Below are 21,580 nucleotides of genomic sequence, written 5' to 3'. Positions count from 1 at the left end.
TGTCCCGCCCTCCACGCCAACCTGCCCAGGCAACCGTCGCAGTACCATGACCGAAATCCGCAACGTCGAACAGGAAATCGGCCGCTTCCGCATCCGCGTGGCGGCCGCGGCTTTCTTCGCCGTGATCTGCTTCGGCCTGCTGCTTTCGCGCTTCCTCTGGCTGCAGTGGTACAAGCACGACCAGTACTCGGCCAAGGCCGAGGACAACCGCATCTCGGTGGCGCCGATCGAGCCCAACCGCGGCATCATCATGGACCGCAACGGCCTCGTGCTGGCGCGCAACTACTCCGCCTACACGCTGGAGATCACGCCGTCCAAGCTGACCGAATCGCTCGACGACACCATCGACGCGCTGTCCAGGGTGATCGACATCCAGCCGCGCGACCGGCGCCGCTTCAAGCGGCTGCTGGAGGAATCGCGCAGCTTCGAGAGCCTGCCGATCCGCAGCCAGCTCACCGACGAGGAAGTGGCGCGCTTCTCCGCCCAGCGCTTCCGCTTCCCCGGCGTGGACGTGCGCGCGCGCCTGTTCCGCCAGTACCCGCTGGGCGAGGCGGCCTCCCACGTGATCGGCTACCTGGGCCGCATCTCGCAGCGCGACCAGGAGCGCATCGAGGCGATGGACGAGGCCAATGACGCCGAGGGCGCCAAGTACGACCCGCGCAAGGATGCGGACAACTACAAGGGCACCAACTACATCGGCAAGATCGGCATCGAGCAGAGCTACGAGACCGAGCTGCACGGGCTGACCGGCTTCGAGGAGGTCGAAGTGACCGCCGGCGGCCGCCCGGTGCGGACGCTGTCGACCTCCCCCGCCACGCCCGGCAACAACCTGATCCTGTCGCTCGACATCCGCCTGCAGCAGCTCGGCGAGGCCCTGTTCGGCAACCGCCGCGGCGCGCTGGTGGCGATCGAGCCGGAGACCGGCGACATCCTCGCCTTCGTCTCCAAGCCGACCTTCGACCCCAACCTGTTCGTCGAGGGGATCGACACCAATACCTGGAACGAGCTCAACAACTCGCCCGACAAGCCGCTGCTGAACCGCCCGCTGCGCGGCACCTACCCGCCCGGCTCGACCTACAAGCCCTTCATGGCGCTGGCGGCGCTGGCCACCGGCAAGCGCACCGCGGCCTGGGGCTTCCACGATCCCGGCTCGTTCACGCTCGGCAACCACACCTTCCGCGACGACAAGCCGGGCGGCCACGGCTGGGTGGACATGTACCAGTCCATCGTGCAGTCGTGCGACACCTACTACTACATGCTGGCGCGCGACATGGGCGTCAACGGCATCCACGACTTCATGAAGCCGCTCGGCTTCGGCCAGCTGACCGGCATCGACATCGAGGGCGAGGCGCGCGGCATCCTGCCCTCGACCGACTGGAAGCGGCGCGCCTACCGCCGTCCCGAGCAGCAGAAGTGGTATGACGGCGAGACCATCTCGCTGGGCATCGGCCAGGGCTACAACAACTTCACCATCCTGCAGCTGGCCAACGCCACCGCCATCCTGGCCAACAACGGCGTCGCCATGAAGCCTCACCTGGTCAAGGCGGTGGAAGACTCGATCTCGCGCGCCCGCGCGCTGACGGTGCCCAAGGAAAGCTACCGCATCCCGCTCAAGCAGGCCGACATCGACGTGATCAAGCGTGCCATGGTGGGCGTCACGCACGCGGGCACGGCGGCGCGCGCCTTCGCCGGCGCCGCCTACGAGTCGGCCGGCAAGACCGGCACGGCACAGACCTTCTCGCTCGGCAAGAACGAGAAGTACAACCATCACGCGCTGGATGAACACAAGCGCGATCACGCGCTGTACACGGCCTTCGCGCCGGTCGACCATCCCAGGATCGCCATCGCGCTGATCGTGGAGAACGCCGGCTGGGGTGCGGCCGAGGCCGCGCCGATCGCGCGCAAGATGATGGACTACTACCTGCAGGGCAAATGGCCGGCCGAGCTGGCCGACATCGCCCCGCCGGCCAGCGAGCGCGCGGGCGGCCAGCCGCCGGTGGACACGCCCAGCGTGTTCACCACCGGCCTCACCGCCAGCGCCGCCACCGCCACCGTGATGGCCAATGCCGGCGCTTCGGCGGCGGCCGCCTCCGGCCCGGCCGGCACGCCCGCGGTGGCGGGCGCGTCGGCCCCCGCCACCGCTTCGGCCGGCGCTTCTGCCGCGGCGGCCTCGGCGTCAGCCCCGGCCGTGCCCGAGCGCGCGAGCGCGGGCATGGCCGCGGCGCTCGATCCCGCCGCCATCGCCCCGGCCGACGCCGAGGAAACCCTGGAACAGCGCATGCAGCAGGCCCTGGGGCACAGCAAGCCCAAGCCCGCTTCGGCGCCGGCGCCCACGGCGGCCGCCCACGTCGCGCCCCGCCCCGCCGTCAAACCCCGCGCCAAGGCCGCCGCGCCCGAGGCTGCACGTTGAAGGAGACGCGCATGGATCGCCGCCGCGTCATATCGCTCGTCAAATCGGCGCTCACCGGCTTCGACAAGCCGCTGGCGCTGATCGTCTTCCTGATCTTCGCCACCGGCATCGTCGCGCTCTACTCGGCCGCCATCGACATGCCGGGCCGGGTCGAGGACCAGTTGCGCAACATCCTGCTGTCGTACGCGGTGATGCTGGTCATCGCCTACCTGCCGACGCAGACGCTGATGCGGGTGGCGGTACCGCTCTACACGGTCGGCGTGGCCCTGCTGGTGGCGGTGGCCATGTTCGGCCTGATCCGCAAGGGCGCGCGCCGCTGGCTCAACGTGGGCATGGTGATCCAGCCCTCCGAGATCATGAAGATCGCCATGCCGCTGATGCTGGCCTGGTACTTCCAGAAGCGGGAGGGCGTGATCCGGTGGTTCGACTTCCTGGTCGCGCTGCTGCTGCTGCTCGTGCCGGTCGGCCTGATCGCCAAGCAGCCCGACCTCGGCACCGCGCTGCTGGTGATGGCCGCCGGCCTCTACGTGATCTACTTCGCCGGCCTGAGCTGGAAGATCATCCTGCCGCTGCTGGGCGTGGTGGTGGTGGCCATCACCCTGCTGGTCAGCTTCGAGAGCAAGATCTGCGCGCCGGGCGTCAACTGGCCGATCCTGCACGACTACCAGCAGCACCGCATCTGTACGCTGCTCGATCCCACCACCGACCCGCTCGGCAAGGGCTTCCACACCATCCAGTCGATCATCGCCATCGGCTCGGGCGGGGTCACCGGCAAGGGCTGGCTCAAGGGCACGCAGACGCACCTGGAGTTCATTCCCGAGAAGCACACCGACTTCATCTTCGCGGTCTACTCGGAGGAATTCGGCCTGGTCGGCAACGCCATGCTGCTGGTGCTCTACCTGATGCTGATCTTCCGCGGCCTGTATATCGCCGCCAACGCGCCGACGCTGTTCTCGCGGCTGCTGGCCGGCGCCGTGACGCTGATCTTCTTCACCTATGCCTTCGTCAACATGGGCATGGTGAGCGGCATCCTGCCGGTGGTGGGCGTGCCGCTGCCGCTGATGAGCTATGGCGGCACCGCCCTGGTGACGCTGGGCATGGGCATCGGCATCCTGATGAGCATCTCGCGCCAGAAGCGGCTGATCCAGAGCTGACCCGGAGCCCGGCTAGGGTCCGGCCCCGGCGCGCTCCCCGCGGTGGTCGAGCTGGTCCTGGCGCGCCTGGCGCTCGCGCACGTCCTGCTCGATCATCGAACGCAGCTTGGCCAGCGCGGCGGGATCGCCGTGCGCGGCCGAGCGCGCGTACCAGATGCGCGCCTGGCCGGCGTCCTGGCCGACCACGCCGGGCTCGCCGCGCTCGTAGTAGCTGGCCACGATGTACTGGGCATCCCCGTTGCCCGCGTCGGCGGCACGCCGGTACCACTGGAACGCCTTGCCGTAGTCGCGCGCCACGCCGCGCCCGGTGAAGTAGTTGGTGGCCAGCGCCATCTGCGCCGCCACATGGCCGCCACGCGCGGCCCGTTCATACCAGACGTTGGCCTGCTCCAGCGAGCGCGGCAGCAGGTCGCCATGCTCGTACATCTCGCCCCAGGTGTACTGGGCATGGGTCATGTCGTTGTCGGCCGCCTTCTTCAGCCAGACCATGGCCTCGTCGGCACGCACCGGCGTGCCTTCGCCGCGCAGCAGCATCATCGCGTAGTCGTACTGGGCCAGGCGGTCGCCCTCCCGGGCGGCGCGGCCGAAGCCGGCCAGCGCCTGCTCGAAGCGGCCGGCCTGGTAGGCCGCCAGCGCCTGCTCGGTCACCACGCGCGCGGCCGCCGGCACGGCCGGGCCGGCCGCGGCGCCGGCCGACGGCGCCGCCAGCAGGACCAGCAACAGGATCAGGACGAGCAGGGCCAGCAGGCGCCACCATGGCAGCCATGCATGGCTGGTGCCGTGCCGCGGCGGGCACCCTGCAGCGGGAACAGCGTGGCGGCGGAACATGTGACGCATGACGGGCTCCCCGGGGGCGTGGGCGGCGAAGGCCGCCGGCGGCGCCCTCCGCTTCCAGTGTAGGAGGCCGGAGATAGTCCACTGCGTCATTCGAAAGGCACCCCCGATCGGCAGCGCCTCCCGGGTGCGCTTTCTCTGACCCAATGGACTAGTCCACCGAATCCCTGAAATCGGTCGGAGCCTGCCCGCGCCAGAGCCGCAGCGGATCCGCCGCGGCATCGGCCGGCCCGGCCGGCGCGGGCGCCGCGTGCGGCAGCGACTGCGCCTCGGCCAGCAGTTGCGCGGCGTGCGCCTGCAGCTTGTCCAGGCAGCGCGACAGCAGCGCGGCCTCCTCCTCGTCCAGGCAGGACGCCAACTGCGTATTGAAGTCGAGCGCGCGGGCGAAGGCGCTGCGGTAGACCGCCTGTCCGGCCTCGGTCAGGGCGAAGGACGCCCCGCGCGGCGGTCGCCGGCGCCGACCTCGCGCCGCACCAGGCCGCGCGCCATCAGGGCCTGCATGGCGCGGCTCGCCAGCACCTTGTCCAGTCCGGCGCTGGCGGCCAGTTCGGTCAAGCGCGTGCCCGGGCATTCCCCCAGGAAGGAAATCATGCGCCACTCGCGCCGGCTGACGCCGGCCGCGGCGCGCAGGTGCAGCGCGCTCGCCCCCAGCGCCGCGCGCGTCAGGTGGTAGAGCCGGTAGTTGAGGAACTGGCGCAGCGTGGCCGGCTGCCGGAGCGTGTCCGCCGGTCCGCCGCCGCCCTGCCCCTGCCGCGCTTGATCCATGCCGCACCCGCACAATTAGTTGACTAGGTGGATTATATGGGCCGGTGTTAGCGTGGCAGGCGCCGCCACCCGAGGAGACAGCGGGAGCGGCGCACCCGCCCGGCGCGCGCCGCCGGGCCGGGACGCCGACATGAGATTTGCGCAGATCGATCTGCACAAGGCTTCGTTGGCGCCATCGGGTGCGTTCGATAGATTGGCCGGCCCCGTCCGGACCCGACCCGCAGAGGAACCATGACCCCCGCCACGCTGATACCGCGCGCGCTGCGCGCCCTGCTGCCCCGCCCTGCCGCCTCCTCCGTCTCCACCGCGCTGGCTTCCGCCGCGACCGCCGCCACGGTGACGGCCATCGCCGCCTTCGCCGCGCCCGGCGCCCGTGCCCAGGCCAGCGACAAGCCGATCCGCATCGTGGTCGGCTATCCCGGCGGCGGCACCTCGGACCTGACCGCCCGCCTGATCGCCGACAAGCTGCGCGAGTCGCTCAAGCAGACCGTGGTGGTGGAGAACAAGCCCGGCGCCGGCGGCCGCCTGGCGATGGACTATGCGCGCACCCAGCCGGCCGACGGCACCACCCTGGTACTGGCCAACAGCGCCGTGATGACCATCGCACCGCTGGTGTACAGCAAGCTGCACTACGACGCCGTGCGCGACTTCACCCCGGTGGCCCAGACCGCCAACTTCCAGCTCGCGCTCGCGGTCGGCCCGGGCGTGCCGGCCAAGACCCTGCAGGAGTACGTCAGCTGGCTGCGCGCCAGCCCGCAGAACAACTCCTTCGCCTCGCCCGCGCTGGGCAGCCTGCCCCACTTCTTCGGCCTGCTGTTCGGCAAGCAGCTGGGCGTGACCATGCTGCACGTGCCCTTCAACGGCTCCACCCCCGAGATCACGGCGCTGGTCGGCGGCCAGGTGCCCGCCGCCATCGACACCCTGGGCGACCTCGCCGAGATGCACCGCAGCGGCAAGATCCGCGTGCTGGCCAGCTCGGGCACCCAACGCTCGGCCGCGCTGCCCGAGGTGCCGACCTTCGGCGAACTCGGCCACAAGGACATCGAAGGCCTGGGCCGCAACGGCATCTTCGTGCCGGCGGGCACGCCCGCGCCGGTGGTGGCGCGCCTGAACGCCGCCATCGTCAAGGCGCTGCAGGCCCCCGACCTGCGCGAGCGCTTCGTCAAGATGGGACTGGACCCGCAGAGCGGCACGCCGGAGCAGTTCGCCCGCCTGCTGGCCGACGACCGCGCCAAGTGGGGCCCCATCGTCAAGGCCTCGGGCTACACCGGCGACTGAAGCCCCCGCCGAACCAGCGCCGGCAGGCCCGGGCCCGCCGGCGCGCGCTCCTCCATCGAATGCCATGACGACACGCAACGTCCTCTTCATCATGTGCGACCAGCTGCGCCGGGACCATCTCGGCTGCTATGGCCACCCCGCCCTGCGCACCCGCAACATCGACGCGCTCGCGCGCCGCGGCGTGCGCTTCGAGCGCGCCTTCGTCACCTCGGGCGTGTGCGGCCCGAGCCGGATGAGCTTCTATACCGGCCGCTACGTCAGCAGCCACGGCGCCACCTGGAACCGCGTGCCGCTCTCGGTGGGCGAGGTCACACTGGGCGAATACCTGAAAGACAGCGGCCGCGCGCTGGCGCTGGCCGGCAAGACCCATGTGATGCCCGACCACGCCGGCCTCAAGCGCCTGCACCTGGACGGCGGCAGCGAACTGGAACAGCTGCTGCGCAGCGGCCACTTCGTCGAAGTCGACCGCCACGACGGCCACCACGCCGAGCCGCGCAGCGCCTACGCCGACTGGCTGCGCGCGCAGGGCTACGACAGCGCCGACCCGTGGACCGACTATGTCATCAGCGCCGAGACCGCCCAGGGCGAGATCGTCTCCGGCTGGCACATGCGCAATGCCGGCCTGCCCGCGCGCGTGGCCGAGCCGCATTCGGAGACCGCCTACACCGTCGGCCAGGCCATGCAGTACATCGCCACGCGCGGCGACGACCCCTGGGTCCTGCACCTGTCGCTGGTCAAGCCGCACTGGCCCTACCTGGCCCCCGCGCCCTACCACGCCGCCTATGCGCTCGACGACTGCCTGCCGCTCAAGCGCGACCCGGCCGAGCTGGAAGACCCGCACCCCGTGCTGTCGGCCTACCGCACCCAGGAAGAATGCGCGAACTTCATGCGCAGCGAAGTCTCCGACACGGTGCGCCCGGCCTATCAGGGCCTGATCCAGCAGATCGACGACCGCCTCGGCGAACTGTGGGAACAGCTGGAGCGCCTGGGACGCTGGCAGGACACCCTGATCGTCTTCACCGCCGACCACGGCGACTTCCTCGGCGACCACTGGCTGGGCGAGAAGGAGCAGTTCTACGACACCGTGCAGAACATCCCGCTGATCGTCTACGACCCCTCGCCGCAGGCCGACGCCACGCGCGGCAGCGCCAGCGAGGCCATGGTCTCCGCCGTCGACGTGGTGCCCACCGTGCTGGACGCCCTCTCGCTGCCGCCGGCCGACCACCGTATCGAAGGCCGCTCGCTGCTGCACATCACCCAGGCCCGCGGCGCGCAGGACGGCGCCTGGCGCGACTTCGTCGTCTCCGAGCTCGACTACGCCTATCGCGGCGCACGCCTGGCGCTGGGCCGCCACCCTGGCGAATGCCGTGCCTGGATGGTGCGCGACGCGCGCTGGAAGTATGTCCACTGGCAGGGCTTCCGCCCGCAGCTGTTCGACCTCGCCAACGACCCCGACGAGTTCTTCGACCTGGGGACCGATGCCGGGCACGAGCCGGTGCGCGCGGCCATGCGGCAGAAGCTGCTGGAGTGGTTCCTTGCGCTCAAGCCGCGCGTGACGGTGAGTCATGAGGAGGTGGCGGCTAAGACGAATGTCTATAAGCAGGCGGGGGTGTTTTTTGGGATGTGGTGAGGTTGGTTGGTGGAGATTGGGCCTGCGCGTGGCATCGCGTTTTATCGAGCGGCGCTGGCCGTTGCACCCAATGGCCGGCCGCTATCGGATTGCTTGAGGTCTCGCGGTTTGTTGGGCGGCGTGGGCGATTGCACCCAACGACCGTACGACATCCCCCTGCGGGGGCTGCCGGTCACTTTTCTTTGCGTTCTGCAAAGAAAAGTAACCCAAAGAAAGCAGACCCTGCCGGGGGCAGAGCAATCAGGCTCGCTGCCTGGGTCGCCGGCTGTGGTGGGCGCATCGGCTCTGCTGGTCGCTGCCGCGCCCGGTGCGGACGTGGTCGGCGCTGCCGATGTCGCGAGCAGGGATGGTGGGCCCCTGATGGCGGGCGGCAGGGGTGGTTCGTCCATCTGCCGTTACCAGGGCGGATGGTCGCTCTCTACTGAATGGCGCTGGTCTTATTGCCGGGAAGTGGTCCCCGGTTTGGCGTGAGGGGCGCTGTTGTGGTCCCTCGCGATTGGAACGAAAAGTGGTCGACGTGGAATGTCACTCCTCATCAGTGGGCCCGAGCGGACCACCCCTTGGGCGTTCCTTCGTAGAAATCCTGCTGGCAATCGCGCTTGCTGCCCGGCTTGCACGGGAGCCCCATGCCTGCAATGCAACCAGGCACGCCGCCAAGGAAGTGGCGCTCCTCCCCGGTAACGGCAGATGGACGAACTCCCCCCGCCGCTCGCCATCAGGGGCAAAGCAATAGAACTCAGGAAGGCCGTAGTGTCGTGATGGCCCGCCACGCGAACGGCAGAGACAAGCAGAGCCGACACGCCCACCACAGCTGGCGACTAAGCCGGCGAGCCTGATTGCTCTGCCCCCGGCAGGGTCTGCTTTCTTTGGGTTACTTTTCTTTGCAGAACGCAAAGAAAAGTGACCGGCAGCCCCCGCAGGGGGATGTCGTATGGTCGTTGGGTACAACCGCCCACGCCGCCCAACAAAACGCGATACCTCAAGCAGTCCGATACGGGAGATTTTGACGAAGGAACAAACACCCGCGGCGCCCACGCATGAGGAGTGACACTCCACGTCGACCACTTTGCGTTCCAATCGCGAGGGACCGCAACAGCGCCCCTCACGCCAAACGGGGAGCCACTTCCCGGCAATGAAACCAGCGCCGCTCAGTAGCGCGCGGCCATCCGCCCCGGTAACGGCAGATGGCCGAACCACTCCCGCCGCCCGCCATCAGGGGGCCACCATCCCTGCTCGCGACATCGGCAGCGCCGACCACGTCCGCACCGGGCGCGGCAGCGACCAGCAGAGCCGCCACGCCCACCATAGCCGGCGACTAAGCCGGCGAGCCTGATTGCTCTGCCCCCGGCAGGGTCTGCTTTCTTTGGGTTACTTTTCTTTGCAGAACGCAAAGAAAAGTGACCGGCAGCCCCCGCAGGGGGATGTCGTACGGTCGTTGGGTACAACCGCCCACGCCGCCCAACAAAACGCGAGACCTCAAGCAGTCCGATACGGGAGATTTTGACGAAGGAACACCCGCGGCGCCCACGCATGAGGAGTGACACTCCACGTCGACCACTTTGCGTTCCTATCGCGAGGGACCGCAACAGCGCCCCTCACGCCAAACCGGGGGCCACTTCCCGGCAATAAGACCAGCGCCATTCAGTAGAGAGCGACCATCCGCCCCGGTAACGGCAGATGGCCGAACCACTCCCGCCGCCCGCCATCAGGGGCCCACCATCCCTGCTCGCGACATCGGCAGCGCCGACCACGTCCGCACCGGGCGCGGCAGCGACCAGCAGAGCCGCCACGCCCACCATAGCCGGCGACTAAGCCGGCGAGCCTGATTGCTCTGCCCCCGGCAGGGTCTGCTTTCTTTGGGTTACTTTTCTTTGCAGAACGCAAAGAAAAGTGACCGGCAGCCCCCGCAGGGGGATGTCGTACGGTCGTTGGGTACAACCGCCCACGCCGCCCAACAAACCGCGATACCTCAAGCAGTCCGAAAGCGGCTGGCCGTTGGGTGCAACCACCAACACCGCCCAGCAAAACCCGATACCTCAAGCAATCCGAGAGCGGCCGGCCGTTGGCTGCAACCACCAACCCCGCTCAACAAACCGCGATACCCCAAGCCCCCCAAAACCCCCTACCCCACAAACCGATACCCCACCCCCACCTCCGTCAACAGATGCACCGGCTGCGCCGGATCCCCCTCCAGCTTCTGCCGCAGATGCCCCATATAGACCCGCAGGTAATGGCTGCTCTCCGAATGCGAAGGCCCCCACACCTGCCGCAGCAGCTCGCGATGCGTCAGCACCTTGCCGCGGTTGGCGATCAGCACGGCCAGCAGGCGGTACTCGATCGGCGTCAGGTGGACCGCTTCCCCGCCACGCGTGACCAGGCGGTTGGCGAGATCGACCTGGACCTCGCCGAAGCTCACCTGGGCGCTGCCCTGCGGATTGAGCCGGGCATGGCGGCGCAGCAGCACGCGTACGCGCGCGATCAGTTCGCCCACGCCGAAGGGCTTGGTCAGGTAGTCGTCGGCGCCGGCGTCGAGCGCGGCGATCTTGTCGTTCTCGCCGGTGCGGGCGGACAGCACCAGCACCGGCACCTCGGTCCAGGTGCGCATTTCGCGGATCAGCGTCATGCCGTCGCCGTCGGGCAGCCCGAGATCGAGGATGACCACGTCGGGCTGGCGCGTGCCCGCGTCGATCAGCCCGCGCTTGAGCGTCTCGGCCTCGTGCACGCTGCAGCCCTCGCCTTCCAGCGACTCGCGCACGAAGCGGCGGATATGAGGTTCGTCCTCGACCACCAGCACGGTGGGGGAAAAATCGAATGGCATCGCGGTCCGGATCCTTTCCTGTGTAGCCTCAGTCAGCTAGCTCTTGTCGTGCGGCGCGTGTTCCCGCGCCTCCTGCGGCGCGGCGACGGGCGCCTCCGGCTCGATCGCGGGCGGGTTGCCGCGCGGCATGGCGATCACGAAGCGCGCCCCGCTGCCGCCATCGCCGCGCCCCTCCACCCAGATGCGGCCGCCATGCGCCTGCACGATGGCCTCGCATACCGCCAGCCCGAGCCCGACCCCGGTGGTGGCCGACTCGCGCTCGCCGCGGGTGAATTTCTCGAAGATCAGCCGCTCCTTGCCGGCCGGCACGCCGGGCCCGTCGTCCTCGACCGCCAGCCTCACCTCTTCGCCGGCCACTTCGCCGGCGATGGCCACGGTGCTGCCCGGCGGCGTGTACTTGGCGGCGTTCTCCAGCAGATTGCACAGCACGCGCTCCATCAGCACGGCATCGCACTCCACCAGCGGCAGCGCCGACAGGTCGGCCACCGTGATGCGGTGCTGGCGCAGCGCGTCGCGCATCGCCGCCAGCGCCGCGCCCACCAGTTCCTCCAGCGACTGCCACTCCTGCTGCATCTGCACGTCGCAGCTCTGCAGGCGCGCCATGTCGAGCAGGTTGACCACCATGGTGCGCATGCGCAGCGCCTGGCCGCGCATGGCGTCCACCGTCTCGGCCACCGGCGGCGCCAGCGCCGGGACCCCGCGCAGCAGGGTCTCGGCCATGCCGATCAACCCCGTCAGCGGCGTGCGCAGGTCGTGCGACACGGCGGCCAGCAGCGAGCTGCGCAGCCGCTCCGACTCCATCGAGACCAGGGCCTGCTGCGCCACCTCGACATAGTGCAGGCGCTCGATGGCGATGGCGATCAGCGTGGCGAACACGTCCACCTGGCGGCGCAGGCCGGGCTCGGTGAAGGCGCGCCAGGCCTGCGGCTCCACGGCGAGCACGCCGCGCACCTGCATGGGGGCCTTCAACGGCAGGTAGAGCACCGTGCTGCCCGGCAAGGTATGGGTGCCGGTGCCGGCCGGCTGGCCGTGGTCGAACACCCACTGCGCCAGCACCGGGTCGATACCGCCGCGGCTGCCGTCGCGATGGGCGGGGTCCACCAGCGGCGGCAGCAAGCGGCCCTGCGCCGAGACCAGGAAGAAAGCGCAGTTGGCCTGGAAGGCGGCATGCAGGAAGCGGCTGCCGATGGAGACGATCTGCTCGGTCATCAGCGCCGCCGACAGCTCGCGCGCCAGCTCGTACAGGGTGCGCGCGTCGGTCTCGCGCTGCACCGACACCTCGGCCTGCTCGCGCAGGCCGGCGGTGAGCTGGCCGATCACCAGCCCCACCGTCAGCAGCACGGCGAAGGTCAGCAGGTACTGCACGTCGCTGACAGCGAAGGACATGCGCGGCGGCACGAAGAAGAAGTCGAAGGCCGCCACCGACACCACCGAGGCCAGCGCCGCCGGACCGCGCCCGTGGCGCAGCGCCACCGCCACCACCGCGGCCAGGAACAGCATGGCGATGTTGACGAGATCGAACCACGGCCGCGTCAGCGCCGAGAGCGCGGTCGCCGCCCCGCACCAGACCAGCGCCCACAGGTAGTCCTTGCGATGCGCCAGCGCCACCTCGGCCTGCGCCTCGGCCTGCGCCTCGTCATCGGCGAGCGCCGGGCGCGTGCCGGGTGGCGGGTTGCGCCCGCGCAGGTCGTCGCGCGTGGTGTCGGCGGCGACACGGATCACGTCGATCTCGGGACAGGCCGCCGCCAGCGCATCGGCGAAGCTGCGCCGCCCGAACAGCCAGGCGCGCGCGCCCAGGAAGGGCGACAGCGAGGTCGCCAGCACGGCGCGCGCGCGCTCGAGCACGGTGCCGCCGCCGCGCCGCCAGTCGGCCGGCGCGCGTCCCAGCACCACCTTGGTCAGGTTGTGGCGGCGCACATAGCCGACCACCGCGCGCACCATGTCATTGCCGGCCAGCGTCTCGGTGCGCGCGCCCATCTCCTCGGCCAGGCGCATGGCTTCCTGCATGCGCAGGCGCGCCGCCTCGGACAGTGGCGCCAGGCGCGGCGTGGCGATGGTCACCACATGCCACTCGCAGTCGAGCTGGCCGGCCATGCGCCGCACGCTCCGGACCACCTGCTCGGCATCGTCGCCGGCGCCGATGCAGGCCAGCACCGCCTCGCGCGTGCGCCACACCGGCTGGATCGCCTCGGCATGGCGGTAGGCGCGCACGTCGTCGTCGACGCGATCGGCGGTGCGCCGCAGCGCCAGCTCGCGCAGCGCGATCAGGTTGCCCTTGCGGAAGAAGTTGCGTGCGGCGTGCCGCGCCTGCTCTGGCAGGTAGACCTTGCCCTCCTGCAGGCGGCGCAGCAGTTCATCGGCCGGCAGGTCGACCAGGATCACCTCGTCGGCATCGTCGAACACCGCGTCGGGCACGGTTTCCCATACGCGGATGCCGGTGATGCCGCCCACCGCCTGGTTCAGGCTGTCCAGGTGCTGGACGTTGACCGTGGTCCAGACATCGATGCCGGCCGCCTGCAGTTCCTGGATATCCTGCCAGCGCTTGGGATGGCGGCTGCCCGGCGCGTTCGAGTGCGCCAGCTCGTCGACCAGGACCAGCGCGGGCCGCCGCGCCAGCGCGCCGTCGAGGTCGAACTCCGTCAGCTCGCGCTCGCGGTAGGGCACCACCTTCGGCGGCAGGCGTTCGAGCCCGGCCAGCAGCGCCTCGGTCTCGGCACGGCCATGGGTCTCGACCACGCCGACCAGCACGTCGACCCCGTCGCCGTGCAGCGCACGCGCCGCGCTGAGCATGGCGTAGGTCTTGCCCACGCCGGCCGAGGCGCCGAAATAGACGCGCAGCTTGCCGCGCGCGGCGCGCGCGCCCTCGGCCTGCACGCGCTGCAGCAGCGCATCGGGATCGGGTCGTTCGGAGGGGTCGCGCAGCGAGGAATCAGACATGGATGGCCCCATCGCCCGGCAGCGGGGAGGATGCCGTCGATTGTGCCACGGCGGCGCACGCGCGCGGCGGCACCATGCCGCCGCCGCACCGCCGCCGAGCCGCCTCAGCGCCGCGGCTCGGCATCCAGCGCCAGGTTGAGCTTGAGCACATTGACCACCGGGTCACCCAGCACCGCCAGCAGCGGCGCGTCGGTATTGGCGATGACCAGCGCCTGCACGCGCGCCAGCGGCAGGCCGCGCAGGCGCGCCACGCGGGCCGCCTGGTAGTCGGCCGCGGCCGGACTGATATGCGGATCCAGGCCGCTGCCGGAGGCGGTCACCAGGTCGACCGGCACCGGCGCGGCATTGCCCGGATCGGCCGCGCGCAGCGCCTCGATGCGCGCGTGCGCGGCGTCGGTCAGCGCGGCATTGCGCGGGCCCAGGTTCGAGCCGCTGGAGGCGCTCGCGTTGTAGGGCATCGGCGCGGTGGCCGAGAGCCGGCCCCAGAAGTAGCGCGGGTCGGAGAATGGCTGGCCGATCAGCTCGGAGCCGATGGCCTTGCCGTCCTTGACGATCAGCGAGCCGGCGGCCTGCGACGGGAACAGCGCCTTGGCGATGCCGGTGACGGCGCCCGGATAGAGCAGGCCGGTGACCACCGACAGCGCGACGAACACCGTCAGCAGCGGGCGCAGCAGCCCGCGTTGCGCTTCGGGCGCTTCGGGCGCGTCGGGTGCATCGGGCGCGGCGGCGGCGGGACTGGCTTGGACTTGCGTATGCATAAGAGACTCCGGATAGGTGGGATCGGACCAGGCGGTCGCGGACGGCGGACGTCGCTCAGGCCCAGCCGCACGCGGCGAGGATCATGTCGATCACCTTGATGCCGGCGAAGGGCACGACGATGCCGCCCAGGCCGTAGATCAGCAGGTTGCGGCGCAGCAGCGTGGCGGCGCCGAGCGGCCGGTACACCACGCCCTTGAGCGCCAGCGGGATCAGCACCACGATGATCAGCGCGTTGAAGATCACCGCCGACAGGATGGCCGAGCCCGGCGTCGCCAGTCCCATCACGTTGAGCTGGTTGAGCTGCGGATAGGTGGTGGCGAAGGCCGCCGGGATGATGGCGAAGTACTTGGCCACGTCGTTGGCCACGCTGAAGGTGGTCAGCGAGCCGCGCGTCATCAGCATCTGCTTGCCGATCTCGACGATCTCGATCAGCTTGGTCGGGTTGCTGTCGAGGTCGACCATATTGCCGGCCTCCTTGGCGGCCTGCGTGCCGCTGTTCATCGCCACCGCCACGTCGGCCTGGGCCAGCGCGGGAGCGTCGTTGGTGCCGTCGCCGGTCATCGCCACCAGCCGGCCTTCGGCCTGGTACTGGCGGATCAGCTTGAGCTTGGCCTCGGGCGTGGCTTCGGCGAGGAAGTCGTCGACGCCCGCCTCGGCGGCGATCGAGGCCGCGGTCAGGCGGTTGTCGCCGGTGATCATGACGGTCTTGATGCCCATGCGGCGCAGCTCGCCGAAGCGCTCGCGGATGCCCGCCTTGACGATGTCCTTCAGCTCCACCACGCCGAGCACGCGCACGATGGCGTCGGGCGCGTCGGTGCGCCCGGACGGGCCCGCCGCGGCTTCGGCCACCACTAGCGGCGTGCTGCCGACGCGCGCCACGTCATCCACCGCCTGCAGCACGGCGTCGGGAAACTTGCCGGCGCGCTCGGTGACGTACTTGCGCACCGCGTCGGCGGCCCCCTTGCGCACGCTGCGCTGCGCCGCGCCACCCACGGCCCCGGCGCCGACATCGACGCCGCTCATGCGGGTCTGCGCGGTGAACGGCACGAACACGTGCCCGGCCGGGTCCACGCCGTCCGGCAGCGCCGTGCCCGACTGCTGGCGGGCCAGCATGACGATGCTGCGCCCTTCCGGCGTCTCGTCGGCCAGCGACGACAGCCAGGCCGCCTCGGCCAGCTGCTGCGGCGTGACGCCGGGCGCCGGGATGAAGCGCGAGGCCTGGCGGTTGCCGTGCGTGATGGTGCCGGTCTTGTCCAGCAGCAGCACGTCGACGTCGCCGGCGGCCTCGACCGCGCGGCCCGAGGTGGCGATCACATTGGCTTCCATCATGCGGCTCATGCCGGCCACGCCGATGGCCGACAGCAGGCCGCCGATGGTGGTCGGGATCAGGCACACCAGCAGCGCCACCAGCACGGTGATGGTGACCGGCAGGCCGGCCTTGGTCACCAGCACGCTGTAGACCGAGAACGGCTGCAGCGTGGCGGTGGCCAGCAGCAGCACGATGGTCAGGCCCACCAGCAGGATGGTCAGCGCCAGTTCGTTGGGCGTCTTCTGGCGCTTGGCGCCCTCGACCATGGTGATCATGCGGTCGATGAAGCTTTCGCCCGGGTTGGTGGTGATGCGCACCACGATCCAGTCGGACAGCACGCGCGTGCCGCCGGTGACCGAGGAGAAGTCGCCGCCGGACTCGCGGATCACGGGCGCCGATTCGCCGGTGATGGCGCTCTCGTCGACCGAGGCCACGCCCTCGATCACCTCGCCGTCGCCGGGGATCATGTCGCCCGCCTCGACCAGCACCACGTCGCCGCGGCGCAGCGCGGTCGCCGCGCGCGGCTCGGTGGCGGCGCCCGGCCCCTGCCTGGTGCCGCTCTTGAGCAGCTTGGCCGTCACCGTCGTCTTCAGCCCGCGCAGCGCCTCGGCCTGCTGCTTGCTGCGGCCCTCGGCCAGCGCCTCGGCGAAGTTGGCGAACAGCAGCGTGAACCACAGCCACACCGTCACCGCCAGGATGAAGGCGGCGCTCTCCCCGCCCGCCGCCGCCGGCGCGAACAGCGCGCGCAAGTACAGCACCGTGGTGAGGATGCTGCCGACGTAGACGACGAACATCACCGGGTTGCGCAGCTGGTCGCGCGGCGACAGCTTCTTGAAGGATTCCAGCAGCGCCGGCTTGACCAGCTCGGGCGCGAACATGCCGCGCGGGCCGGGCCGGTGGTGGCCGCCGCCCGCCCTGCCGTGGGTGGGCGCGCCGGTGGCCTGTGCCGTATCGGCGGAAGCCGCGCCGCCGGCCTTGGCTTGCGCGGTCATGGAGTCTTGTTGCATGCGTTTCTCCGCAATCACCTGGTAGCTGCCGGCGCGCGCCCTGGGCACCCCGCCGGCAGCCGGATTCCTGCCTGTTGTGTCTTGTTTCCGTTCTTCCGCTTTGCGCTTTCCGCTTGGCTCGTTGCGCCGCGAGCGGCGACGCTCACGGCGCGGCGGCGGCCACGGGTCCCTGCAGCTGCTCCGCCACCGGACCGAGGGCCAGCGCGGGGATATAGGTCAGCGCGCCCACCATCAGCACCGAGCCGACCAGCAGCACCACGAACAGCGGGCCGTGCGTGGGCATGCTGCCGCCCGTCGCCGGCAGCCGCTTCTTGGCCGCCAGCGAGCCGGCCATGGCCAGGATGGGCACGATGATCCAGAAGCGGCCGAACCACATCGCCGCGGCCAGCAGCACGTTGTAGAAGGGCGTGTTGGCCGACAGCCCGGCGAAGGCGCTGCCGTTGTTGTTGGACGCCGAGGACAGCGCGTAGAGGATCTCCGAGAAGCCGTGCGTGCCCGGGTTGAACACGCCGGCGCGCCCGGCCTCGCTCATCACCGCCACCGAGGTGCCGAGCAGCACCAGCAGCGGCGTGACGAGGATGGCCACCGCGGTCATCTTCATCTCGTAGGCCTCGATCTTCTTGCCCAGGTATTCCGGCGTGCGCCCGATCATCAGGCCGGCGATGAAGACCGCCAGCACCGCGTAGACCAGCATGCCGTACAGGCCGGAGCCGACGCCGCCGAACACCACCTCGCCGAGCTGCATCAGCAGCATCGGCACGGCGCCGCCGATGGCGGTGAAGGAGTCGTGCATGGCATTGACCGCGCCGCACGAAGCCGCCGTGGTGATGGTGGCGAACAGCGCGGTGGCGGCGATGCCGAAGCGCGATTCCTTGCCTTCCATATTGCCGCCGGCCTGCAGCAGCGAGGCGGCATGGTCGACCGGCAGGCCGGCCAGCGCGGCATTGGCCTGCTGCTCGGAGAGTGCCGCCGCGCACGCCATGGCGACGAAGATCACCGTCATCGCGGCCAGCACCGCCACCCCCTGGCGCCGGTCGCGCACCATCTCGCCGAAGCTGAAGCACAGCGCCGCCGGGATCAGGAAGATGGCCAGCATCTCGATCAGGTTGCTCAGCTCGGTCGGGTTCTCGAAGGGGTGGGCCGAGTTGGCATTGAAGAAGCCGCCGCCGTTGGTGCCCAGCATCTTGATGGCTTCCTGCGAGGCCACCGGGCCCATCGCCAGCGTCTGCTTGTCGGTGCGGGCCGGCTCGGTGACCGGCTGGCTCTTGGCGTCGAGCACCGGCTGGCCGGCCGCGTCGACCTTGGGCTGGCTGTATTCGACCGCCTGCACCAGGCCGACATCCCGGTAGGCGTCGAAGTTCTGGATCACGCCCTGGCTGACCAGCGCCAGCGCCATCACCACCGACAGCGGCAGCAGCACGTACAGCGTGGAGCGCGTCATGTCGACCCAGAAGTTGCCGATGGTGGACGCGTTCTGGCGCGCGAAGCCGCGGATCAGCGCGAACACCACGGCAATGCCGGTGGCCGCCGAGACAAAGTTCTGCACCGTCAGCGCCAGCATCTGCGTCAGGTAGCTCATGGTGGACTCGCCCGCGTAGCCCTGCCAGTTCGTGTTGGTGACGAAGCTGACCGCGGTATTGAAGGCGGAATCCGGCGAGACCGCGCCGAAGCCTTGCGGGTTCAGCGGCAGCAGTCCCTGCACGCGCTGCAGCGCGTAGACCGCCACCACGCCCAGCAGGTTGAAGGCGATCACGGCCACCGCGTACTGCTTCCAGCCCATCTCGGCGCCCGGGCGCACGCCGCCCAGGCGGTACAGCACGCGCTCGAGCGGACGGCCCCAGGCGGTCAGGCCGTAGCTTCCATCCTCCATCGCGCGGCGGATATAGCGGCCGAGAAAAGGCGCGGCGGCCAGCAGGATGGCCAGGTAGAGGGCCAGCAGGCCCAGGAATTCGGTGGACATCAGAATTTCTCCGGCCGGAACAGCGCGATGAGGAGGTAGACGAAGACGACGACGGCGAGCGCGCCGCCCAGCAGATCAGCCCAGTCCATCACAGCCCCCTGTCCTGTGCACTGTGTTTTCCCGACGGCGCGCCGGAGTCGCCGCCCCCCTGTCGATCGCCGCCCGGCGGCGTCCTGGCGCCGAGCGCGGCGCACAGGATGAGCAGCGCGCCGGTCAGCGCGCCGAACAGCAGCAGCACGATGAAATAGATCCCGTCCATGGCAGATATGAAGCGTGCGTGGTTGACGCCTCGCAGATTAGGGACGGAACGGTAAAAACGGGATAGAGAGGCGGGAGGGGGGTGTAAAGAAGATATAAAGACGGCGCGTGCCGCGTCAGGCGGCCCGGGCGTGCGCCGCCCGCCGCCCGCAGCGCACATGCCGGCCGTGGCCGCCGTCAGGTCCTGCCCGCCTTGCGCACGTTGCGCACGTTGTGCCCGTTGTGCCCGTTGTGCGCCTTGCGCCAGCGCACGGCAGCGCGCCGCTTGCGGCACTGCCCCGCGTGCACGGCGGAATTGTTACAGTTCGTGCGGCAGACGACGTTAGAATGTGGCATTTCCACGGTCACCGGCTCCATGTCCCAGAAGAAATCGCCACGCTTCGAGCTGCGCAGTGGCAACGTCGACGCCCTCCTTCTCTCCCTCGAGACCGCTGACGTGCCCGCGCTCCGGGACGATCTGCTGTCCCGCTTCGAAGCCACGCCGGATTTCTTCTCCGACGACGTCGTCGCGCTGGACCTGCGCCGCCTGCCCGACGAGGCGCCGGTCGCGCTGGAACAGGTGATCGATACGCTGTCCACCCTCAAGGCCCGCGCCATCGGCGTGGTGGCGCGTCCCGACCAGCGCGGCTGGGCCGGCGCCTTCGGCCTGCCGCTGCTCGACAGCCAGAGCCGGCGCGGCGCCAGGGCGGGCCAGCCGGCCCGGGCGGCGCAGGACGCCGACGAGGCAGCACCGGCCGCCGCCGAGACCGCCGCGCCGGCGCCGGCCCCCGCGCCCGAACCGGTGCGGCAGGCGGTGCCGACCCTGGTGATCGACCGGCCGCTGCGCTCGGGCCAGCAGATCTACGCCCAGGGCGACGTGGTCATCCTCGACCTGGTCAGCTACGGCGCCGAAGTCATCGCCGAGGGCAACATCCATATCTATGCCCCGCTGCGCGGCCGCGCGCTGGCGGGTGTCAAGGGCAATCCGGACGCGCGCATCTTCTGCACCTGCCTGGAGCCCGAACTGATCTCCATCGCCGGCATCTATCGCACCGCCGAGCAGACGCTGCCGGCGGAGGTACTGGGCAAGTCCGCCCAGGTACGCCTGGCCCAAGAAAAACTGATCCTCGAGCCGCTGCGCATGAAGTGAGCGCCGCCGGCCGAACCTGAACTCAAGCAAGCAACCCTATTACTGGACCAAGAGCCATGGCAAAAATCATCGTTGTGACCTCCGGCAAGGGAGGCGTCGGCAAGACCACCACCAGCGCCAGCTTTGCGGCGGGCCTGGCCCTGCGCGGCCACAAGACGGCCGTCATCGACTTCGACGTCGGCCTGCGCAACCTCGACCTGATCATGGGCTGCGAGCGCCGGGTGGTCTACGACCTGATCAACGTGGTGCAGAACGAGGCCAACCTGAACCAGGCCCTGATCAAGGACAAGAAGTGCGAGAACCTGTTCATCCTGCCGGCCTCGCAGACGCGCGACAAGGACGCGCTGACCCGTGACGGCGTCGAGCGGGTCATCAACGGCCTGACCGACATGGGCTTCGAGTACATCGTCTGCGATTCGCCGGCCGGTATCGAGAGCGGCGCGCTGATGGCCATGTACTTCGCCGACGAAGCGCTGGTGGTCACCAACCCCGAAGTATCCTCGGTGCGCGACTCCGACCGCATCCTGGGCATCCTGGCTTCCAAGACCAAGCGCGCCACCGAGGGCGGCGAGCCGATCAAGGAACACCTGCTGATCACCCGCTACAACGCCAAGCGCGTGCATGGCGGCGAGATGCTGTCGCTGACCGACATCCAGGAAATCCTGCGCATCAAGCTGATCGGCGTGGTGCCGGAATCCGAGGCGGTGCTGCATGCCTCCAACCAGGGCACGCCGGCCATCCACCTGGAAGGCACCGACGTGGCCGATGCCTACGCCGACGTGGTCGACCGCTTCCTCGGCAAGGACAAGCCGATGCGCTTCACCGACTACCAGAAGCCCGGCCTGCTGTCCCGCATCTTCGGCAGCAAGTAACCCAAGGAGGACCGTACCCATGTCGATTCTGTCCTTCCTGCTGGGGGAGAAGAAAAAGTCCGCGTCGGTGGCCAAGGAGCGCCTGCAGATCATCCTGGCGCACGAGCGCACCGGCCACTCGGCCCCGGCCGACTACCTGCCGGCACTGCAGCGCGAGCTGGTGGCGGTGATCTCCAAGTACGTCAAGATCAGCGACGAGGACCTGCGCGTGAGCCTGGAGCGCCAGGACAACCTCGAAGTGCTCGAGGTCAAGATCGAGATCCCGCAGGGCTGATCGCGGCGGCCGGGCCGGCCCCGGCCGGCCCTTTGCCTTCCCCGCGCCGCCGCGCGCGCCGCTCCCGCGCCCCTCCCGCGCCCCTCCCGCGCCCCTCCCGCCTCCATCCCGCTTCCATCCCGCTTCCATCCCGCTTCCCCCTCCCCCGCGCGCCCGCCGGCGGCTGTGGCGGCGGCGGCACGTCGT

15 protein-coding genes and 1 pseudogene are annotated in these 21,580 nt (G+C 70.0%); 7 read left to right on the top strand and 9 right to left on the bottom strand.

The window, feature by feature from the left end; all coding sequences use genetic code 11:
* Positions 1-46: 46 nt before the first annotated feature.
* Positions 47-2,410 carry a penicillin-binding protein 2 gene (gene mrdA, locus BKK81_RS02915; protein WP_071010679.1) on the top strand — a complete coding sequence of 788 codons (2,364 nt, stop codon included), beginning with the start codon at positions 47-49 and terminating at the stop codon, positions 2,408-2,410.
* Between the two features lie 11 nt (positions 2,411-2,421).
* On the top strand, positions 2,422-3,564 hold the full coding sequence (gene rodA, locus BKK81_RS02910; protein WP_071010678.1) for a rod shape-determining protein RodA: 1,143 nt from the start codon (positions 2,422-2,424) through the stop codon (positions 3,562-3,564).
* A gap of 12 nt (positions 3,565-3,576) precedes the next feature.
* Here rodA and BKK81_RS02905 read toward each other — a convergent pair whose 3' ends face one another.
* A complete protein-coding gene (locus tag BKK81_RS02905) occupies positions 3,577-4,401 on the bottom strand; it encodes a tetratricopeptide repeat protein (protein ID WP_231907967.1) in 825 nt (274 codons plus the stop codon).
* A gap of 148 nt (positions 4,402-4,549) precedes the next feature.
* Positions 4,550-5,163: pseudogene (locus tag BKK81_RS02900) on the bottom strand (MarR family winged helix-turn-helix transcriptional regulator).
* A 231-nt stretch (positions 5,164-5,394) separates the two neighbouring features.
* On the opposite strand from BKK81_RS02900, the gene BKK81_RS02895 reads away from it, so the two are divergent.
* Entirely contained in the window at positions 5,395-6,441 is a 1,047-nt protein-coding gene (locus BKK81_RS02895; RefSeq protein WP_083383909.1) for a Bug family tripartite tricarboxylate transporter substrate binding protein, read from the top strand.
* A 64-nt stretch (positions 6,442-6,505) separates the two neighbouring features.
* A complete protein-coding gene (locus BKK81_RS02890) occupies positions 6,506-8,071 on the top strand; it encodes a sulfatase-like hydrolase/transferase (protein WP_071010677.1) in 1,566 nt (521 codons plus the stop codon).
* A gap of 2,122 nt (positions 8,072-10,193) precedes the next feature.
* On the opposite strand, the gene kdpE is transcribed toward BKK81_RS02890, so the two are convergent.
* From kdpE to BKK81_RS35945, 7 genes are all read right to left on the bottom strand, one after another.
* Positions 10,194-10,889, bottom strand: a complete 696-nt coding sequence (kdpE, locus tag BKK81_RS02885; RefSeq protein WP_071010676.1) for a two-component system response regulator KdpE — start codon at positions 10,887-10,889, stop codon at positions 10,194-10,196.
* A 36-nt stretch (positions 10,890-10,925) separates the two neighbouring features.
* Positions 10,926-13,826: a sensor histidine kinase gene (locus BKK81_RS02880; protein ID WP_071010675.1), complete on the bottom strand. Its 2,901-nt coding sequence runs from the start codon at positions 13,824-13,826 to the stop codon at positions 10,926-10,928.
* Between the two features lie 104 nt (positions 13,827-13,930).
* Entirely contained in the window at positions 13,931-14,584 is a 654-nt protein-coding gene (gene kdpC, locus BKK81_RS02875) for a potassium-transporting ATPase subunit KdpC (RefSeq protein WP_083383908.1), read from the bottom strand.
* Positions 14,585-14,639: 55 nt separating this feature from the next.
* Positions 14,640-16,901 (bottom strand): potassium-transporting ATPase subunit KdpB, encoded by a 2,262-nt coding sequence (gene kdpB / locus BKK81_RS02870; RefSeq protein ID WP_071015971.1) that lies wholly within the window; start codon positions 16,899-16,901, stop codon positions 14,640-14,642.
* A gap of 142 nt (positions 16,902-17,043) precedes the next feature.
* Positions 17,044-18,861 (bottom strand): potassium-transporting ATPase subunit KdpA, encoded by a 1,818-nt coding sequence (kdpA, locus tag BKK81_RS02865; protein ID WP_071010674.1) that lies wholly within the window; start codon positions 18,859-18,861, stop codon positions 17,044-17,046.
* The gene (kdpF, locus tag BKK81_RS02860) at positions 18,861-18,950 is read right to left on the bottom strand and encodes a K(+)-transporting ATPase subunit F (RefSeq protein WP_071010673.1); all 90 of its coding nucleotides are present in this window, start codon (positions 18,948-18,950) and stop codon (positions 18,861-18,863) included. The genes kdpA and kdpF overlap by 1 nt, the downstream gene beginning before the upstream one ends.
* The gene (locus tag BKK81_RS35945; protein WP_167366666.1) at positions 18,950-19,120 is read right to left on the bottom strand and encodes a hypothetical protein; all 171 of its coding nucleotides are present in this window, start codon (positions 19,118-19,120) and stop codon (positions 18,950-18,952) included. Before BKK81_RS35945 ends, kdpF begins: the two co-directional genes overlap by 1 nt.
* Before the next feature lie 354 nt (positions 19,121-19,474).
* On the opposite strand from BKK81_RS35945, the gene minC reads away from it, so the two are divergent.
* The 3 genes from minC to minE are packed head-to-tail and all read left to right on the top strand — an operon-like array spanning position 19,475 to position 21,394.
* Entirely contained in the window at positions 19,475-20,248 is a 774-nt protein-coding gene (gene minC / locus BKK81_RS02850) for a septum site-determining protein MinC (protein ID WP_071010671.1), read from the top strand.
* A gap of 56 nt (positions 20,249-20,304) precedes the next feature.
* The gene (gene minD / locus BKK81_RS02845) at positions 20,305-21,120 is read left to right on the top strand and encodes a septum site-determining protein MinD (RefSeq protein WP_071010670.1); all 816 of its coding nucleotides are present in this window, start codon (positions 20,305-20,307) and stop codon (positions 21,118-21,120) included.
* Positions 21,121-21,139: 19 nt separating this feature from the next.
* On the top strand, positions 21,140-21,394 hold the full coding sequence (gene minE, locus BKK81_RS02840; protein WP_071010669.1) for a cell division topological specificity factor MinE: 255 nt from the start codon (positions 21,140-21,142) through the stop codon (positions 21,392-21,394).
* Positions 21,395-21,580: the final 186 nt, after the last annotated feature.

This window comes from Cupriavidus sp. USMAHM13, assembly GCF_001854285.1.
GTDB lineage: Bacteria > Pseudomonadota > Gammaproteobacteria > Burkholderiales > Burkholderiaceae > Cupriavidus > Cupriavidus malaysiensis.
This window is presented reverse-complemented; position numbering and strand designations above follow the sequence as displayed.

What these genes read in the sequence shown, in the direction of transcription:
- mrdA (WP_071010679.1), top strand. Translation starts at nt 47, where the DNA reads ATGACCGAAATCCGCAACGTCGAACAGGAAATCGGCCGCTTCCGCATC.
- rodA (WP_071010678.1), top strand. Translation starts at nt 2,422, where the DNA reads ATGGATCGCCGCCGCGTCATATCGCTCGTCAAATCGGCGCTCACCGGC.
- BKK81_RS02905 (WP_231907967.1), bottom strand. Translation starts at nt 4,401, where the DNA reads ATGCGTCACATGTTCCGCCGCCACGCTGTTCCCGCTGCAGGGTGCCCG.
- BKK81_RS02895 (WP_083383909.1), top strand. Translation starts at nt 5,395, where the DNA reads ATGACCCCCGCCACGCTGATACCGCGCGCGCTGCGCGCCCTGCTGCCC.
- BKK81_RS02890 (WP_071010677.1), top strand. Translation starts at nt 6,506, where the DNA reads ATGACGACACGCAACGTCCTCTTCATCATGTGCGACCAGCTGCGCCGG.
- kdpE (WP_071010676.1), bottom strand. Translation starts at nt 10,889, where the DNA reads ATGCCATTCGATTTTTCCCCCACCGTGCTGGTGGTCGAGGACGAACCT.
- BKK81_RS02880 (WP_071010675.1), bottom strand. Translation starts at nt 13,826, where the DNA reads ATGTCTGATTCCTCGCTGCGCGACCCCTCCGAACGACCCGATCCCGAT.
- kdpC (WP_083383908.1), bottom strand. Translation starts at nt 14,584, where the DNA reads ATGCATACGCAAGTCCAAGCCAGTCCCGCCGCCGCCGCGCCCGATGCA.
- kdpB (WP_071015971.1), bottom strand. Translation starts at nt 16,901, where the DNA reads ATGCAACAAGACTCCATGACCGCGCAAGCCAAGGCCGGCGGCGCGGCT.
- kdpA (WP_071010674.1), bottom strand. Translation starts at nt 18,861, where the DNA reads ATGTCCACCGAATTCCTGGGCCTGCTGGCCCTCTACCTGGCCATCCTG.
- kdpF (WP_071010673.1), bottom strand. Translation starts at nt 18,950, where the DNA reads ATGGACTGGGCTGATCTGCTGGGCGGCGCGCTCGCCGTCGTCGTCTTC.
- BKK81_RS35945 (WP_167366666.1), bottom strand. Translation starts at nt 19,120, where the DNA reads ATGGACGGGATCTATTTCATCGTGCTGCTGCTGTTCGGCGCGCTGACC.
- minC (WP_071010671.1), top strand. Translation starts at nt 19,475, where the DNA reads ATGTCCCAGAAGAAATCGCCACGCTTCGAGCTGCGCAGTGGCAACGTC.
- minD (WP_071010670.1), top strand. Translation starts at nt 20,305, where the DNA reads ATGGCAAAAATCATCGTTGTGACCTCCGGCAAGGGAGGCGTCGGCAAG.
- minE (WP_071010669.1), top strand. Translation starts at nt 21,140, where the DNA reads ATGTCGATTCTGTCCTTCCTGCTGGGGGAGAAGAAAAAGTCCGCGTCG.